Raw genomic sequence first — 16442 nt, 5'->3', positions numbered from 1 at the left:
TAGTGGCAGATAAGTAACACTACCGCCTAACTAGCGCGGTGTGGATTGAAAATCGCTAGTTGTCTCGTCAACGCATTCGTTTTCCGTGTTGTTCCGTTCATGGTGGACGACGCGGCCGGGGTGTTTATTTTCGGACAGGGGGGCGTCGGAACAGGGTGGCGTAGGGGAGCCGATACTGGGGTTGTTTCTGAACTCGAAGCGGTATGCCTTACCGATGTTCCAGACATCTCGTACACCAATGCCCAATAATTGAGCTATCTCAGGTACCGTATAGCCAAGCGTTGAATAATGCATGGCGTGGCCGGCAACGGCGTCGTCAACGGTCGCTGTCTCGCGTGCGCGTAATGTTCGAGAACCCCGTACCGGCCTGCTGTACAGAATTTTGACTCCGTTCTCGCTCGCCAGGCGCTTGATTTCCTTTCGGTTCATCCTCAGTGAATATTGCAGAGCAGATACCCCTGCACCTTTGGCCACAAGCCCCTTGAGCTGTTCTACCTTCGCTTTTATCTGCGCTTGCGCATCGGGCTCAGGCACCTTTTGAGTCGCTGTAACTGTTGCATCTGCCGACTCGCCCTCAGGGACAATATCAATGACTCCTCCTTGGGCGACGTACCTCTCTACGGCGTCAGCGAGTTCCAGTGGCTCATGGATAAACGCTGAGGATGCCCCTGTTTTTTTAGTCATGGTTTATTCCTTTGAACATGTTGATGTGCGCGGTCCGACATTTGGCCGCAGTCCTTGATCAGTTGTTGTTTGAGTGCCTGACAAGGCGTGTTCGGGTCGGCCGATCCCGGCTCACACTGGAAATACAGGCAAGAGATGAATGGACGACAGTGACAGAGAACTATCGGGTGGTGACTTCGAGTGTTGTCTTATTGGCCAGGCATGGCTTACTTATTGATGAAAAAAGTAACGACTGGAAATAGGTTTGGCAAGTAAAAAATCGTTTTTTCCAGAATTGTCTTTTATTGTTTTCTGAATTTATGTGCGCAGGTCATAACGGTCTGTTAGTTGTGTAGTATTTTTCTTATTTGGGGGTGATTGACTGGATTTAAAAGAGGGGATGGTATTACGTGGGTGGCGGAAGATCTGCAGATTTCAAACTTGGCAAAGAGTAACGAAGCGAATGGGCAGATAAAAGTTATTTGATTCGCTGCTGTGTGCTATTTCTGAGGGCCGTTTGAAACCCGTTGGGGGCGTGGCCAGCGTGAACAGATTGCCAGGCTCGGAACTTTCCGAGCACCGTGTAGGCCATTTCTGTAAATATATATATATGCAAAAAATCTTTTTCTGATGTGTATTTTTTCAACGTGGCCTTGATTTGCGGACGGCTTGTGATTCGCAATATTTTATGATTGTTGCTTTCTGGCATGTTGTGCAGATCGGCTTATTCTGAAGTACAGGCGCCCGCGATGATTTCGGGCAGAGGAGCGGAAACAGGCACGGCATCAATGCTCCGCGACGCGCACCGAGGATCGGATAGCCATCTCAGATGCCTTGCTTGCGAGTACGTCTGCATGTGTTTTACGTAGCTCTTGAGCAGGCTGAATAGTCCAAAGAGGTATTAGATTGATGATTCAGCATGTTGTAATAATTGAAGCCGGTGAATTATGGCTCCGCAAACCGGCTTTTTATCGCCAGCCTCGCGGTTCGCTGTACGCAGGAAAAATTCAATGAGAGGGTTATCAAGGAGACTGGATAAGGCAGGTTTTGTAGGACGTTTCTGTTGCTTGAGTGGGAAAGGTCTTTGCCTGCTTGTCCATGGGGAGGAGCGCCATGCAAAGCACTAAACGACTAAGCTATTGTGCGGGCTCTGAAAATTCGAACAGCAAAGAATGGACTGCTCATGAATAAAGTGTTGATCGTGGATGATCACCCTGTCATTCGGCTCGCCGTACGCATGTTGATGGAACGTCATGGTTACGAGGTCATTGCCGAGACGGATAACGGCGTAGATGCGCTGCAGTTGGCGCGCGAACATTTGCCCGATATCGTCATCCTGGATATCGGCATTCCCAAACTTGACGGGCTTGAGGTTATTGCCCGGCTGACCGCGATGACGTTGTCGTTCAAGGTATTGATTCTGACTTCTCAGGCACCGGGCCATTTTTCAATGCGTTGCATGCAGGCGGGTGCTGCTGGCTACGTTTGCAAGCAGCAGGATCTCACCGAGTTGTTAAGCGCCATCAAGGCTGTGTTATCTGGGTACAGCTATTTTCCCAATCAGGCGCTGCATACGGTGCGCTCCAGCTTAGGAAACGCAAGCGAAGCGGAGATGGTGGATCGCCTGTCTGGGCGCGAAATGATGGTTCTGCAACAGCTGGCACGAGGAAAAACCAACAAGGAAATCGCAGATGGGATGTTTCTCAGCAACAAGACGGTCAGTACCTACAAAACGCGGCTGCTACTGAAGCTCAATGCTCACTCACTGGTCGATCTCATCGAGCTCGCTCAACGTAACGGGCTGGTCTAGCGAGCGGTGCAGGGCCTGGTAACGGATTTGAGGTCTGTGCGAATATTGGCAGGCTGTATCAGCAGCAATCTCGTAGACAGACTGAAGCCTCTCAAATGGCAGAGAGGCTTTGGAGGGGTGTGGCTTTAGAGGTCGAAATCGTAGTCGGCCAGCTGTCTTTGCAGGCGACGTTCTTCCAGCAGGTTATCGATAGTGCGGCGTTTGCTGAGATTGGTCTTCGCCGTTTCCACGGGTACTTGAGCGGCTTCGTCGGAGTCTCCGGGCACGAAGTCGTCATCTACATCCATCTGCTCTTTGTCAGTGCTCATAAAAAGGTGGCTCCAGACTTAGACTGTCATTGGCGCACCTTATAGCGACAAACTTCGGCTGGGTAAAAAAGATTTTTTCAATCGATCGATTGGTAAAAACCCTATCGCTCAATCATCGGACGTTTTGGCCTTGTATTCGCAGAGGTCCTCGATTCGACAACTGCCGCAACGGGGCTTGCGCGCCACGCAGACATAGCGACCGTGGAGAATCAGCCAGTGGTGTGCGTCCAGCAGGTAGTCCTTGGGAACGAACTTCATCAGCTTGTTCTCGACTTCAACGACGTTTTTGCCGGGAGCGATTCCTGTCCGATTGCTGACCCGGAAAATGTGCGTGTCGACTGCCATTGCCAGTTGCCGGAACGCCGTGTTGAGCACCACATTTGCGGTCTTTCGCCCGACACCAGGTAGCGCTTCCAGGGCCTCACGGGTCTGTGGGACTTCACCTCCATGCAGCTCTACCAGCATTCGGCATGTCTCGATCACGTTCTTTGCCTTGCTGTTGTAGAGACCGATGGTCTTGATGTATTCAGACAGCCCCTCAACACCCAAGTCGTAAATCGCTTGAGGTGTATTGGCGACCGGGTACAGTCGAGCTGTAGCCTTATTCACACCTACGTCAGTAGCTTGCGCTGAAAGGATCACGGCGATGAGCAATTCAAATGGCGTGCTGTAGGACAACTCTGTCTTGGGATCGGGATTGTCTTCGTGAAGGCGACGAAAAATTTCCAGCCGTTTTGCTGCGTTCATGAAGTGCGCTATTCCTGAGAAGTTATTCCTGAGAACCAGTCGGGTTTGTTTTCACGTTAACGCTGGCCTCAAGGGCACTCAGCACTTGTTCGGCCTGATCAAGCTCTTCGTTCAATGCTGCGAGCTGCTCAGCCGACACTTCCGCCGATTGCGCTTTTTTGATTGCTGCACGGCGCATGGCCAGCTGAATTTTCGCTCGATTCAGTGCTGCTTTGTCAGGTCGTGCCGCTCGTGCCGCTCGTGCCGCTCGGGGCGTCGCGGCCGAAGAGGGCGCATCGTCAGTCGGGGCTGCCTTCTGGAGTTCTGCAAGGCTGTGTTCGGCTTCGTCGTACTGGCGCTGTAACTCGACCAGACGCGCAGCCTGTTCAGCGATGGGCGGGTGACCGAAGGCCTTGAGTGACTTGTTCAGCTGCGCACGGCTCATCGCTACATTGATGCGGGCCTGTTTCAGCGCTGCATCGTTGTCAGTGGTCACCTGTGCGCGAGCCCGTTCTACCTCTGGCTGCACCGGATCGGTTTTGGAAAAGGGTGGAGCATCGGATTTTCGCTGGCGAGCCAGGCGTTCTGTCAGTCGCTGCTGCTCCTCGCGCTGCAGACGCGCGTTGCGGGCCTCGAAGCGATGGCGTGCGTGGCCGCGCTTGGCCGCACGCGCGACAGATTGCGCATCAGTGAACGCCAGCCCGCCCACGATCGGCACGACGGTTGCGGCGGGCAATGGAAGCATGTCGATACAGTCGACAGGGCAGGGCGCCACGCAGAGGTCGCAACCGGTGCATTCAGCGACGATCACGGTGTGCATCAGTTTCGCTGCGCCGACAATCGCATCCACCGGGCAGGCCCGAATGCACTTGGTGCAGCCAATGCACTCAGCCTCGCGTATGAAGGCCACCTGAGGCGGCGCGCTGCCACGTTCGGTATCCAGCTGCAACACAGGGACATTCAGCAGGCGTGACAGGGCTGCGATGGTTTCATCACCGCCAGGTGGGCATTTGTTGATTGCTTCGCCGTCGGCGATGCCTTCGGCGTAAGGCTTGCAACCAGGATGGCCGCATTTACCGCACTGGGTTTGCGGCAGGAGGGCGTCGATGCGCTGAATCAGGCTCATGCTTTGACCAGACCGACGCCCCAGAGGACGTCGGCCACGTTCATGGTTACTTGATGCGCTGGCCCGGCTTGGCGCCGCTGTCAGGGCTGAGCAGATAAATCTCTTCGCCGCCAGGACCGGCTGCCATGACCATGCCTTCGGAAATGCCGAAACGCATTTTCCGTGGTTTAAGGTTGGCGATCATCATGGTCAGGCGGCCTTCGAGTTCAGCCGGATTCGGGTATGCGCTCTTGATTCCGGAGAACACGTTGCGTTTTTCGTCGCCGATATCAAGGGTCAGGCGCAGCAGCTTGTCAGCGCCTTCAACGTGTTCGGCTTTTTCAATCAGCGCGACACGCAAGTCGATGGCGGCAAAGGCGTCGAAGTCGATTTCCGCAGACAGCGGGTCCCTGGTCAACTCGCCATTGCCCTGAGCAGTGCCCCCGGTATCAGTGGCGCTGGCGGTCAGGTCTTCTTTCGACGCGTTGGTCATGGCTTCCACTTTTGCTGGATCGATACGGGTCATCAGCGCCTGGAAAGGGTTCAACTGATGATTGCTGAGCAACGTCAGGTGGTCATTCCATGTGAGCGGGGCGACGTTCAGGAACTGTTCGGCATCGGCCGCCAGATTAGGCAAAACGGGCTTGAGGAAGATCACCAACTGACGGAACAGGTTGACGCCCAGCGCACAGATCCCCTGCACTTCTTCCTGTTTGCCTTCCTGCTTGGCGAGAGACCACGGCGCCTTGTCGGCGATCCAGGCGTTGGCGCGGTCGGCCAGCGCCATGATTTCACGCATGGCACGGGCGAAGTCCCGGGCCTCGTAAGCCTCGGCGATGCTCGGCGCTGCGGCGAGGAACGCGTCGGTCAGCTCCGGCGCAGCGTTGCCGGACACCAGTACGCCTGCGTTGCCTTTGTGGATGAAACCCGCGCAACGGCTGGCGATATTCACGACTTTGCCGATCAGGTCGGAGTTGACCTTCTGCACGAAGTCTTCGAGGTTCAGGTCGAGGTCGTCGACGCCTCGGCTCAGTTTGGCCGCGTAGTAGTAACGCAGGTATTCCGGCGACAGATGCTCAAGGTAGGTGCGCGCCTTGATGAAGGTGCCGCGTGACTTCGACATCTTCTGGCCGTTGACGGTCAGATAGCCGTGGACGTTGATCCCGCTTGGTTTGCGGAAACCCGAGCCTTCGAGCATCGCTGGCCAGAACAGGGCATGGAAATTGACGATGTCCTTGCCGATGAAGTGATACAGCTCGGCGGTAGAGTCCTTGTTCCAGAACGCATCGAAGTCCAGCGCAGGCGTGCGGTCGCACAGGTTCTTGAAGCTGGCCATGTAGCCGATTGGCGCATCGAGCCAGACGTAGAAGTACTTGCCCGGCTCGTCGGGAATTTCGAAACCGAAGTAAGGCGCATCTCGGGAGATGTCCCACTGCTGCAGGCCGGAATCCAGCCATTCGGCGATCTTGTTCGCCACGGCGTCCTGCAGGGTTCCGCTGCGGGTCCAGCTTTTCAGCATGGCGTCGAAGGCCGGCAGATCGAAGAAGAAATGCTTCGAGTCCTTGAGGACAGGCGTCGCACCGGAAATCGCTGATTTCGGATCTTTCAGGTCAGTCGGAGCGTAGGTGGCGCCGCATTTTTCGCAGTTGTCGCCGTATTGGTCTTCCGTGCCGCATTTCGGGCAGGTGCCCTTGATGAAGCGGTCGGCCAGGAACATTTTCTTTTCAGGGTCGAAATACTGGGTCACCGAGCGCGTGGCGATGTGCCCGGCGTCGCGCAGGCGGGTGTAGATCAAGCCTGACAACTCGCGGTTTTCTTCGGAGTGGGTCGAGTGGAAGTTGTCGAAATTCACCAGGAAGTCGGCGAAGTCGGCGCTGTGCTCGGCCTGGACATTGGCGATCAGCTGTTCCGGGGTAATGCCTTCCTTTTCCGCGCGCAGCATGATTGCCGAGCCATGGGCATCGTCCGCGCACACATAAATGCACTGATTGCCGCGGTGCTTCTGAAAGCGCACCCACATGTCGGTCTGGATGTACTCGAGCATGTGGCCAAGGTGAATGGAACCATTGGCATAGGGCAGGGCGCTGGTGACGAGAATCTTGCGTGGCTCGGACATGGGGCTCGGCTACTTGAAGTGAAACGGAGGTCGGCCACTATAAAGGTCTGAGCTTTTTTTTTCATCCCACACAGCGTGTCGGAATCTGCTTCGTGGACGTTGGGCAAAACCCGGTCCCTCTTATTCCGACGAACGCGGTAGGATAGCCGCCTGTTTTGCTCAGTCTTTTTCGGGAGTGACCCATGAGCGCTGTCAATCGCGCAACGGTGGAAGCCGTCCTTCGCCAGTACACCGACCCTTATTTGAACCAAGACCCGGTCAGCGCCGGTTGTGTGCGTGCCATCGATATCGACGGTGATCGCGTGAGCGTGCAGCTGGAGTTGGGTTATGCCGCCGCGCTATTCAAGAACGGCTGGGCGCAGATGCTGCAAATGGCCATTGAAGGTCTGGACGGGGTTGCTTCGGCCAAGGTGCAGATAGACACCCTGATCGCGGCGCACAAGGCTCAGGCCCAGATTCCTGGCCTTGCCAACGTCAAGAACATTGTCGCTGTCGCCTCCGGCAAGGGCGGTGTAGGCAAGTCCACCACTGCGGCCAACCTTGCTCTGGCGTTGTCGCGCGAAGGTGCGCGGGTCGGGATCCTCGATGCCGATATCTACGGGCCGAGCCAAGGCGTGATGTTCGGTATTGCCGAGGGCACCCGGCCGAAGATCAAGGACCAGAAATGGTTCGTGCCGATCGAGGCCCATGGCATTGAAGTGATGTCGATGGCGTTCCTGACCGACGACAACACGCCGATGGTCTGGCGCGGCCCGATGGTTTCCGGCGCGCTGCTGCAACTGATCACTCAGACCGCTTGGACCGACCTCGATTACCTGGTCATTGATATGCCACCTGGCACTGGCGACATCCAGCTTACGCTGGCGCAGAAGGTTCCGGTGGCGGGTGCCGTCATCGTCACCACGCCGCAGGATCTGGCGCTGCTGGATGCAAAGAAGGGCGTGGAGATGTTCCGCAAGGTCAACATTCCGGTGCTTGGCGTCGTGGAAAACATGGCGGTACACATCTGCTCGAACTGCGGCCATGCCGAGCATCTGTTCGGTGAAGGCGGCGGCGAGAAACTCGCCTCGCAGTACGGCGTCGAGCTGCTGGCCTCCTTGCCTCTGTCGATGCTGATTCGCGAACAGGCCGATGGCGGCAAGCCAACTGCGATTGCCGAACCGGAAAGCCAGATCGCCATGGTCTATCAGGAACTCGCCCGCCACGTAGGCGCGCGCATCGTGCTGCAGGAAGCGGCCACTGTGGCGATGCCGAACATTTCCATCAGCGACGATTGATGCCGTATCCTTTCCTGTAATAGTCCTGCTTGTGCGCGGTGGCGTAGTGGTCGCCGCCAGCAAGCCGGACCGCTGCAGGGCGTTTGGGTTTGTTTCGACGGTGCAGTCTGGCCCCGGCCAGACAAAGCCTGCAGGCATAAAAAAACCCCGCCTTGAGAGCGGGGTTTTTTGAAGCGATTCAGTACAAGTTAGATAACTTGAACTTCTTCAGCTTGCATGCCTTTCTGACCGCGGGTAGCGATGAAAGAGACCTGCTGGCCTTCTTTCAGGCTTTTGAAGCCGTCGGATTGGATGGCTTTGAAGTGCACGAACAGGTCGTCACCGGATTGTGGAGTGATGAAGCCGAAGCCTTTTTCATCGTTGAACCACTTAACGGTACCAGTTTGGCGATTAGACATGGTGTATCTCCTTGGACAAAGTTAACTGCGACTCAGGAAGAACCCTGGCCGAGACTGAGTGCAAAGAGCAGGAAAAATTCTTGGAGATGGTTGGATCGAAATTCAACATCGTGTAGAGATTCTCAGTGACACAAGCAACACAGTGGACGCACCTTAACCCTTTTTTCCGGATGTGCCAATGGGCATGTCTCGTTTATTTCGACAGAAGGCACAAAGCTTCCAACGCTCGGCGCGCACAGTCTTTGAACCCGGAGCCCATGCCCGGTAAGATGCCGGACATCTTTTTTCACCTCGTTATTCAGGACACCGCCATGAGCATCAAATCGGACAAGTGGATTCGCCGCATGGCGCAAGAGCACGGCATGATCGAGCCCTTCGTTGAACGCCAGATGCGCGGTGAGGGCGCTGACCGGCTGATCTCCTTCGGCGTTTCCAGCTACGGCTACGACGTACGCTGCGCCGACGAATTCAAGGTGTTCACCAACATCAATTCGGCGACCGTCGATCCGAAGAATTTCGACGAGAAGAGCTTCGTCGACATCAAGAGCGACGTTTGCATCATCCCGCCGAACTCCTTCGCACTGGCCCGCACCGTCGAGTACTTCCGCATTCCTCGTAACGTTCTGACCATCTGTCTGGGTAAAAGCACCTATGCGCGTTGCGGGATCATCGTCAACGTGACGCCGCTGGAACCGGAATGGGAAGGCCACGTCACCCTGGAGTTCTCCAACACCACCACGCTGCCGGCCAAGATCTACGCGAACGAAGGCGTCGCACAGATGTTGTTTCTGGAGTCTGACGAGGAGTGTGAAGTGTCCTACAAGGATCGCGGCGGCAAGTACCAGGGGCAGCGTGGCGTCACGTTGCCACGTACCTGAGTCTTGCCGTTTGAAGCACCGTTGGTCATTTCGAAAGTGAATTAGTCTCGAGATCAGCACTCTATTGACTGAACTGTTCCCATCCGCACCATGCGGATGGGGCCAACGCTCAGGAGTGCCCTATGAAGAGACAAATCAAAACCAGCAGCAAGGAAGCCGACCCCGCACAGAATCAGGTTGGGTTGCTGGCTTGGTCGCTGTTAGCGCATCCCCATCTGAACAACATGGTGGCCGGCGGCATCCCCGGTCAGCCGAATCCGGACACCCCCAACGATTATCCTCAGCCTGAAGAGCCCGGCGAGCCAACGCTGCCCGACGAGCCACCTCCCGCTCCAGTCGCCTGAGAACGGACTCCTGCCGGTGCTGCGGCATCGGCAGGAATCATTTGGCAAAGTTCTGCATTCGGACGGTCCAGTGGACGCCTCAGAGCGTTTCCCAGACTGCGCCGTCTCCGACCACATAAACCTTGCTGTTTTCTCCTCTTTCGATATTCATCCCGCCCGTAAAGGCGCCGAATGCCGGGAGGAGACTGACCTGTGCCTGCACATAAAAGCAGGGCAGGCGCAGGCGTTGTCGGCCTTTGCCGAAAAGCCGATAGGCGGGATGCACATGACCGGCCAGCACATGGTGAGAAGGATGAGGGTCGGGCTCGTGTTGCAGCGCAAAAGGGCCCAGCAACAGAGGTTCTGGCAGCACATGGATGTTTAGCTGCGCTGGCGGATCGCCTGCGCGCTTGTCGTGATTGCCACGAATCAATGTGATGGCCACAGAAGAGTGCCGCTCGCGCCAGGCTTGCAATGCCGACAGCGTCGCCGGGGCGTGAGACTCGGGTGCATGGAGGAAATCTCCGAGAAAAATCAGGCGACGACAGTCATAGGCGGCCAGAAGCTTGTCCAGCCGCTGTAGGTTGTCGTCCGTGGTGCCATGGGGAACCGGCTGTCCCAGTCTTCGATAGGCGGCGGCCTTGCCGAAATGCGCGTCAGCAATCAACAGCGCGTGCTCAGCGGGGTAGTAGACGGCTTTGTCGGCCAGCAGCCAGAGTTCGGCTCCCGCCAGCTCTATCGACAGATACGGCCTCATGCGTTGACCTCAGGACCTGCCGCTTTCTCAAGATCGCGCACCATGCGTGCGATGCGATCCGACAGTTTCTCGGTGCTCAGGCTCTCACGCATGCGTTCTACCAACAGCGGAAACGCCATGGGCGTCGGGCGCTTGATGAGGTGCAGATCCAGTGTCCGACTGTTGATGCGCTGTAATGTCTGCTCAAGCCGATTCACATCCAGTTCCTGACGCAGCACTTCTTCCTCGGCCTGGGTCAACAGCAGATTGCTGGCGTCGTACTGTTTGAATACTTCGAAGAACAACCCGCTGGAGGCCTGCAGCTGACGGTTGCTTTTCGGCGCGCCGGGATAGCCAGAGAAAACCAGCCCGGCAATCCGGGCGATTTCGCGAAAGCGGCGCAGGGCAAGTTCTCCTGCATTGAGGCTGGCGATGATGTCGGCCAGCAGATGCTCTTGCGTGAACAGTTGCGTGTTCAGGCGTTGAGACCAGTCGACTTCAGTGGCGCTCAGCAGCTCAAACCCGTAGTCGTTGACTGCGATGGAGAAGGTCAGCGGGTTATCGCGGCTCAGCCGCCAGGCCAAGAGGCTGGCGAGCCCCAGATGCACGTGGCGTCCAGCGAACGGATAGAGAAAAAGGTGCCAGCCTTCCCGAGATTTCAGTACTTCGGCCAGCAGGGTGTCCTTGCGTGGCAGGCCTGACCATTCTCGCTGGACTTCCAGCAAGGGGCTGACCGTGTGCATTTCCGGGCTGTCATAGTTGCCGTGGGAGGCAGCGTCGAATTTCTCGACCACTGCGTCGGCCAGTTCGCTGGAGAGCGGCATACGCCCGCCATTCCAGCGTGGGACAGCGGCTTTTTTGACTGTGGCCCGTTTCACGTAAGCGGTCATGTTTTCTACCCTGACCAGTTCCAGCAATCGTCCGCTGAACAGGAAGCCATCGCCAGGCTTGAGGCGAGCGATGAAGCCTTCCTCGACGCTGCCCAGCGATCCACCGCCGCCCCCCTTGCTCCAGTACTTCACGTTGATGCTGGCGTCACTGACGATGGTGCCTACGCTCATCCGGTGCCGACGCGCCAACCGCGCATCGGGCACGCGCCAGACGCCGTGCTCGTCAGGCTCGACCCTTCGGTAATCGGGGTACGCCGTGAGCGACAAACCGCCATGGCGCACGAACGCCAGTGCCCATTGCCACTCTTCATCGGTCAGGTCGCTATAGGCCCAAGCCGTACGGATCTCGGCCAGCAACTCGTCAGGCAAGAATCCGCCACCGAGCGCCATGCTCACCAGATGCTGTACGAGAACGTCCAGCGGCTTGTGCGGTGATTCCCTGGGCTCAACTTGCCGTGCGGCGACCGCATCGCGAGCAGCGGCGGCCTCGACCAGCTCCAGACTGTGCGTGGGCACCAGCGTGACCCTGGAGGGCCGACCGGGCGCATGACCAGAGCGTCCGGCGCGTTGCATCAGGCGTGCTACGCCTTTGGCCGAGCCGATCTGCAACACGCGCTCCACTGGCAGAAAATCCACCCCCAGATCGAGACTGGAGGTGCAGACCACCGCCTTGAGATGCCCCTCTTTCAGCGCGCGTTCGACCCAATCCCGGACTTCCCGTGACAGCGAGCCGTGATGCAGGGCGATCAAACCAGCCCAGTCAGGCCGAGCTTCGAGCAATGCCTGATACCAGATTTCCGATTGCGCGCGAGTGTTGGTGAACAGCAGGCAACTGGCGCTGCTGTCCACTTCGGCGAGCACCTGGGGCAGCATTTTCAACCCCATGTGCCCGGCCCAGGGAAACCGCTCGATGCTCTGGGGAATGAGCGTGTCGACGATCAGCTCCTTGACCACCTTGCCCTGCACCGCAGTGCCCCCTTCGCCCAAGAGCACTTGCTGTGCATGAGCCTGATTGCCCAGTGTGGCGGAGAGCCCCCAGACGATAAGCGCGGGATTCCACTGCCGTAAACGCGCCAGCGCCAGTTGCAGTTGAACGCCGCGTTTGTTGCCGATCAACTCGTGCCATTCGTCCACTACGACCATCTTCAGCGTCGAGAACGTCGCCTGGGCGTCGGCGCGGGTGAGCAGCAGGGTCAGGCTCTCAGGGGTGGTGATGAGCGCGGAGGGCAGGCGACGGCTCTGTCTGGCGCGCTCGCTGCTGCTGGTGTCACCGGTTCGCAGGCCGACGCTCCACGCAATGTCCAGATCCTTCAGCGGCGCTTCAAGGGCTCGCGCGGTGTCGGCGGCAAGGGCGCGCATGGGAGTGATCCACAGCACTTGCAGCGGAGCAGGTGCAGGTTTGCGTTTGCGCGGTTTGTCGTTAGTCGTGGCAGGGACCGTTCGGGCGAACCGATTGAGTGCGCCGAACCACACAGAGTAAGTCTTGCCCGCGCCCGTGCTGGCATGCAGCAAACCGGACTCACCATCGGCCACGGACCCCCACACTTCTTTCTGAAAGGCAAAGGGCTTCCATCCACGAGAAGCAAACCAGCGCTGTGCGAAATTGACGGTTTTGGGCATGCGCGGGCTCTGAGAGGGTTTAAGTCAGAGACCGTGCGCAGCTGAGATAAGTTTGGTCGGATTTTATGCGGCGCGGATTCAAGCCGCGTTGGGCACTGTAGCCGTCCGGCTTGCCGGCGGTTGCGGTCTCACGGGCGCTACCGCCGGCAAGACGGACGGCTAGGGGTCATGGTCATCCCAGAGTCAGCATTACCAGTTATTTCAGGTTCCCACTCAGGAACTGCTTCAACCGTTCGCTCTTCGGGTTACCCAGCACATCGTCCGGATGGCCGATTTCTTCGATCTGGCCCTGATGCAGGAACACCACCTGATTCGCCACTTTGCGAGCGAAGCCCATTTCGTGGGTCACCAGTATCATCGTGCGGCCTTCTTCGGCCAGGCCCTGGATCACCTTCAGCACTTCGCCCACCAGTTCAGGGTCGAGGGCCGAAGTTGGCTCGTCGAACAGCATGATTTCAGGCTCCATCGCCAGCGCACGCGCAATCGCTACGCGCTGTTGCTGGCCGCCGGAAAGGAACGCCGGGTATTGATCGGCGACGCGGGCAGGCAGGCCAACCTTTTCCAGATACTTGCGCGCGCGATCTTCGGCCTCGACCTTGGATACGCCCAGCACCCGGCGTGGCGCCATGGTGATGTTCTCCAGCACCGTCATGTGGCTCCACAGGTTGAAGTGCTGGAACACCATCGCCAGGCGCGTGCGGATGCGCTGCAGTTCTGCCGGATCGGCCACACGCATGCCGCTGGCGTCGCTGACCATACGCACTTGCTGGCCATCCAGGCTCATGGCGCCGTCGTTGGGTTGTTCGAGAAAGTTGATGCAGCGCAGGAAGGTACTCTTGCCCGAGCCGCTGGCACCGATCAGGCAGATCACGTCACCGACGTTGGCCTTGAGCGATACGCCTTTGAGCACCTCATGGTCACCGTAGCTTTTATGCAGGCCATCGATGGTCAGTTTGTACATGACTGGCAATCCTTAAGGAGAAAGTAAGTAGCCGCTGCGCAAGGCCACGGTGCCGGCGACATGGGCGATGACCATGCCGGCGGTCGCCATGCGTCGCAATGAGCGGGCGTACATAAGGCCGGCGTTGGCCGCGTGGATCGGGGTCACCGCGTCGCTGATCGGGTCGATGACCTCAGCGATCAGTTGCCCGGCCTCGACGTATTCGCCTGGCAGTGTGCAGAACACCAGCAGGCCGCCGACAGGCGTGGCAACCGGTTCGACCGCCGCTAGTGGCGTCGCCGGATAAATAAGTTCAGGTTGCGCTACTGGCTCACCGGCAATCGCGCCGAAGTGCATCAGATAGCTGATGATCGCCTGGCAGTCGCGGCTGCCCAGTGCGTGGTTTACATCGCCTTGACCGCGCAGTTCGAGGGTCACGGAAAAGCTGCCCAGAGGGATCGGGAAGCGATGTTCAAAGCGTTGTTGCAACTGCCACCAGACCAGCGTGAAGCATTCGTCGAACGACTGACCGCCCGAATCTGTGGCCAACAGGCTGGCTTGAGCGCCGATATAGCGCGACAGTGGCTCGACCTGTGACCAGGCCTCAGGCGTGGTGTACAGATGCTCGACCGATTCGAAATCGCAATGCAGGTCCAGCACCATGTCGGCATCGCAGGCCAGACGTTGCAATGCAAGACGCTGCGATTCCAGCTGAGTGGGGCCGGTGCGCGCGAGCAGGGCGGCGCGCAGGCTTTTACGGATCACAACGACGTTATGTTTCTCGTCATCGCTCAGCAGTGACTCGACTTCATCGCCCACCTGCTGGCTCAGGTCGACGAACCAGCGGTTGAAGTTCTGGCCGCTTTCCAGTTCGTAACGCCCGAGCGGGATGTCCATCAGCACCTGTTCCAGCCCGATGGGGTTGGCGACCGGAACCACGACGATTTCTCCCAGTAGTTGACCGGCTTTTTCCAGCTCCGCCAGACGCTGTTTCAAGTACCAGGAAACCAGCATGCCGGGTAGTTCGTCGGCGTGCAGCGACGACTGGATGTAGATCTTGCAGGCGCCGTTTTCCGGGCCGTAGTGGAAGCTGTGGATCTGCCGCGCGGTGCCTGGCACCGGGGCCAGCAGATCATGGGTCTGGTGTCGCATGCGCAGGTCCTAGTGAGACGGGCCGAGGAAGGCAAGCCAGCGGCGTTCGGCCAGTCGGAACAGGCCGACCAGAATGAAGGTCACCGAGAGGTAGATCAGCGCGGCGATGCCGAAGGACTGGAACGTCAGGAAGGTGGCCGAGTTTGCATCCCGGGCGACCTTGAGGATGTCCGGCACGGTAGCGGTGAAGGCTACGGTGGTCGAGTGCAGCATCAGGATCACTTCGTTGCTGTAGTAAGGCAGCGAGCGACGCAGCGCCGAGGGCATGATCACGTAGGTGTATAGACGCCAGCCGGTCAGGCCGTAAGCTTTGGCTGCCTCGACTTCGCCGTGGTTCATGCTGCGAATCGCACCGGCGAAAATTTCGGTGGTGTAGGCGCAGGTGTTGAGAGCGAACGCCAGGATGGTGCAGTTCATTGCATCGCGGAAGAACGCGTTGAGCATCGGCTGATCGCGAACCACGGAAAGGCTGTAGATCCCGGTGTAGCAGATCAGGAGCTGGATATAGAGCGGGGTGCCGCGGAACAGGTAGGTGTAGAACTGCACCGGCCAGCGAACCAGCGGGTTGGGCGAAACCCGGGCGATGGACAGCGGGATCGACGCGACGAAGCCAATGGCGATCGAAGCGCTGAGCAGCCACAGGGTCATGGCCAGGCCGGTAATGTTCTGGCCGTCGGTATAAAGGAAGGCGCGCCAGTATTCCTGAAGCAATTCAATCATCGTTTAGCCTCCCGGCTGCCCGCGGCATAACGCCGTTCAGCCCAGCGCAGGGCAAAGTTGGAGACGCTGGTGATGACCAGATAGATCAACGCCGCAAGCACCAGAAAATAGAACAGCTGATAGGTGCTCTTGCCCGCATCCTGAGAAGCCTTGACCAGATCGGCCAAGCCGATGATCGACACCAGCGCGGTGGCCTTGAGCACCACTTGCCAGTTGTTGCCAATACCAGGAAGGGCAAAGCGCATCATCTGAGGGAACACCACGAAGCGGAAACGCTGGGAGCGGCTCAAGCCATAAGCAGTCGCGGCTTCGACTTGTCCACGTGGCACCGCGAGAATCGCGCCACGGAAGGTTTCAGTGAAATACGCGCCGTAAATGAAGCCGAGGGTGATGACACCGGCGGCGAAGGGATCGATTTCGATGTAGTCCCATTCCAGCGCTTCAGTCAGCGTCGTCAACCAGGTTTGCAGGCTGTAGAAGATCAGCAGCATCAGCACCAGATCCGGTACGCCACGAATCAACGTCGTGTAGATCTGTGCCGGAACGCGCAGGATGGCGGCTTTGGACAGTTTGGCACTGGCGCCCAGCAGGCCGAGCACGATGGCCAGCAGCAGCGACATTACCGATAATTTGACGGTCATCCAGGTGCCCTGAAGCAGCAACGGGCCGAAGCCCTTGAGGCTGAACGCGGACAGTCCCAGGTTTTGCAGGAGAGTTTCGAACATGTGGAACCTATACAGTCAATAAAAACGCCCATCGTGTTCAGAGGGGGGATTCGGA

16 protein-coding genes are annotated in these 16442 nt (G+C 58.0%); 4 read left to right on the top strand and 12 right to left on the bottom strand.

What is annotated here, in order from left to right:
* Positions 1-30: 30 nt before the first annotated feature.
* Complete coding sequence (locus tag BWR59_RS22320) at positions 31-684, bottom strand: hypothetical protein (RefSeq protein ID WP_343286997.1); 654 nt, start codon at positions 682-684, stop codon at positions 31-33.
* 1162 nt (positions 685-1846) lie between these two features.
* On the opposite strand from BWR59_RS22320, the gene BWR59_RS22315 reads away from it, so the two are divergent.
* Positions 1847-2473, top strand: a complete 627-nt coding sequence (locus BWR59_RS22315) for a response regulator transcription factor (RefSeq protein WP_081567796.1) — start codon at positions 1847-1849, stop codon at positions 2471-2473.
* A 125-nt stretch (positions 2474-2598) separates the two neighbouring features.
* On the opposite strand, the gene BWR59_RS22310 is transcribed toward BWR59_RS22315, so the two are convergent.
* From BWR59_RS22310 to metG, 4 genes are all read right to left on the bottom strand, one after another.
* Positions 2599-2781 (bottom strand): hypothetical protein, encoded by a 183-nt coding sequence (locus tag BWR59_RS22310; protein WP_081567795.1) that lies wholly within the window; start codon positions 2779-2781, stop codon positions 2599-2601.
* A 108-nt stretch (positions 2782-2889) separates the two neighbouring features.
* Positions 2890-3528, bottom strand: a complete 639-nt coding sequence (nth, locus tag BWR59_RS22305) for an endonuclease III (protein WP_081567794.1) — start codon at positions 3526-3528, stop codon at positions 2890-2892.
* A 22-nt stretch (positions 3529-3550) separates the two neighbouring features.
* Entirely contained in the window at positions 3551-4633 is a 1083-nt protein-coding gene (rsxB, locus tag BWR59_RS22300; RefSeq protein ID WP_081567793.1) for an electron transport complex subunit RsxB, read from the bottom strand.
* A 46-nt stretch (positions 4634-4679) separates the two neighbouring features.
* Entirely contained in the window at positions 4680-6728 is a 2049-nt protein-coding gene (gene metG, locus BWR59_RS22295) for a methionine--tRNA ligase (RefSeq protein ID WP_081567792.1), read from the bottom strand.
* Positions 6729-6910: 182 nt separating this feature from the next.
* Between metG and apbC the strand changes: the two genes are divergently transcribed.
* Positions 6911-8005: an iron-sulfur cluster carrier protein ApbC gene (gene apbC / locus BWR59_RS22290; RefSeq protein WP_081567791.1), complete on the top strand. Its 1095-nt coding sequence runs from the start codon at positions 6911-6913 to the stop codon at positions 8003-8005.
* A gap of 188 nt (positions 8006-8193) precedes the next feature.
* On the opposite strand, the gene BWR59_RS22285 is transcribed toward apbC, so the two are convergent.
* On the bottom strand, positions 8194-8403 hold the full coding sequence (locus BWR59_RS22285; protein ID WP_002554837.1) for a cold-shock protein: 210 nt from the start codon (positions 8401-8403) through the stop codon (positions 8194-8196).
* 311 nt (positions 8404-8714) lie between these two features.
* On the opposite strand from BWR59_RS22285, the gene dcd reads away from it, so the two are divergent.
* Positions 8715-9281, top strand: coding sequence for a dCTP deaminase (gene dcd, locus BWR59_RS22280; protein WP_017126297.1), 567 nt, complete (start codon positions 8715-8717; stop codon positions 9279-9281).
* A gap of 122 nt (positions 9282-9403) precedes the next feature.
* A complete protein-coding gene (locus BWR59_RS22275; RefSeq protein WP_081567790.1) occupies positions 9404-9625 on the top strand; it encodes a hypothetical protein in 222 nt (73 codons plus the stop codon).
* Positions 9626-9704: 79 nt separating this feature from the next.
* Here BWR59_RS22275 and pdeM read toward each other — a convergent pair whose 3' ends face one another.
* The 6 genes from pdeM to BWR59_RS22245 form a co-directional block, all read right to left on the bottom strand.
* Positions 9705-10361, bottom strand: coding sequence for a ligase-associated DNA damage response endonuclease PdeM (gene pdeM, locus BWR59_RS22270; protein WP_081567789.1), 657 nt, complete (start codon positions 10359-10361; stop codon positions 9705-9707).
* On the bottom strand, positions 10358-12850 hold the full coding sequence (locus BWR59_RS22265; protein ID WP_081567788.1) for a ligase-associated DNA damage response DEXH box helicase: 2493 nt from the start codon (positions 12848-12850) through the stop codon (positions 10358-10360). The genes pdeM and BWR59_RS22265 overlap by 4 nt, the downstream gene beginning before the upstream one ends.
* A 196-nt stretch (positions 12851-13046) precedes the next feature.
* Positions 13047-13811 (bottom strand): ATP-binding cassette domain-containing protein, encoded by a 765-nt coding sequence (locus tag BWR59_RS22260; protein ID WP_081567787.1) that lies wholly within the window; start codon positions 13809-13811, stop codon positions 13047-13049.
* A 12-nt stretch (positions 13812-13823) separates the two neighbouring features.
* The gene (locus BWR59_RS22255; protein WP_081567786.1) at positions 13824-14942 is read right to left on the bottom strand and encodes a succinylglutamate desuccinylase/aspartoacylase family protein; all 1119 of its coding nucleotides are present in this window, start codon (positions 14940-14942) and stop codon (positions 13824-13826) included.
* Between the two features lie 9 nt (positions 14943-14951).
* A complete protein-coding gene (locus BWR59_RS22250; RefSeq protein ID WP_081567785.1) occupies positions 14952-15662 on the bottom strand; it encodes an ABC transporter permease in 711 nt (236 codons plus the stop codon).
* On the bottom strand, positions 15659-16387 hold the full coding sequence (locus BWR59_RS22245; RefSeq protein WP_081567784.1) for an ABC transporter permease: 729 nt from the start codon (positions 16385-16387) through the stop codon (positions 15659-15661). The genes BWR59_RS22250 and BWR59_RS22245 overlap by 4 nt, the downstream gene beginning before the upstream one ends.
* Between the last annotated feature and the right edge of the window lie 55 nt (positions 16388-16442).

Origin of the sequence: Pseudomonas sp. Bc-h (assembly GCF_002080045.1) — a bacterium.
Classification (GTDB): Bacteria; Pseudomonadota; Gammaproteobacteria; order Pseudomonadales; family Pseudomonadaceae; genus Aquipseudomonas.
This window is presented reverse-complemented; position numbering and strand designations above follow the sequence as displayed.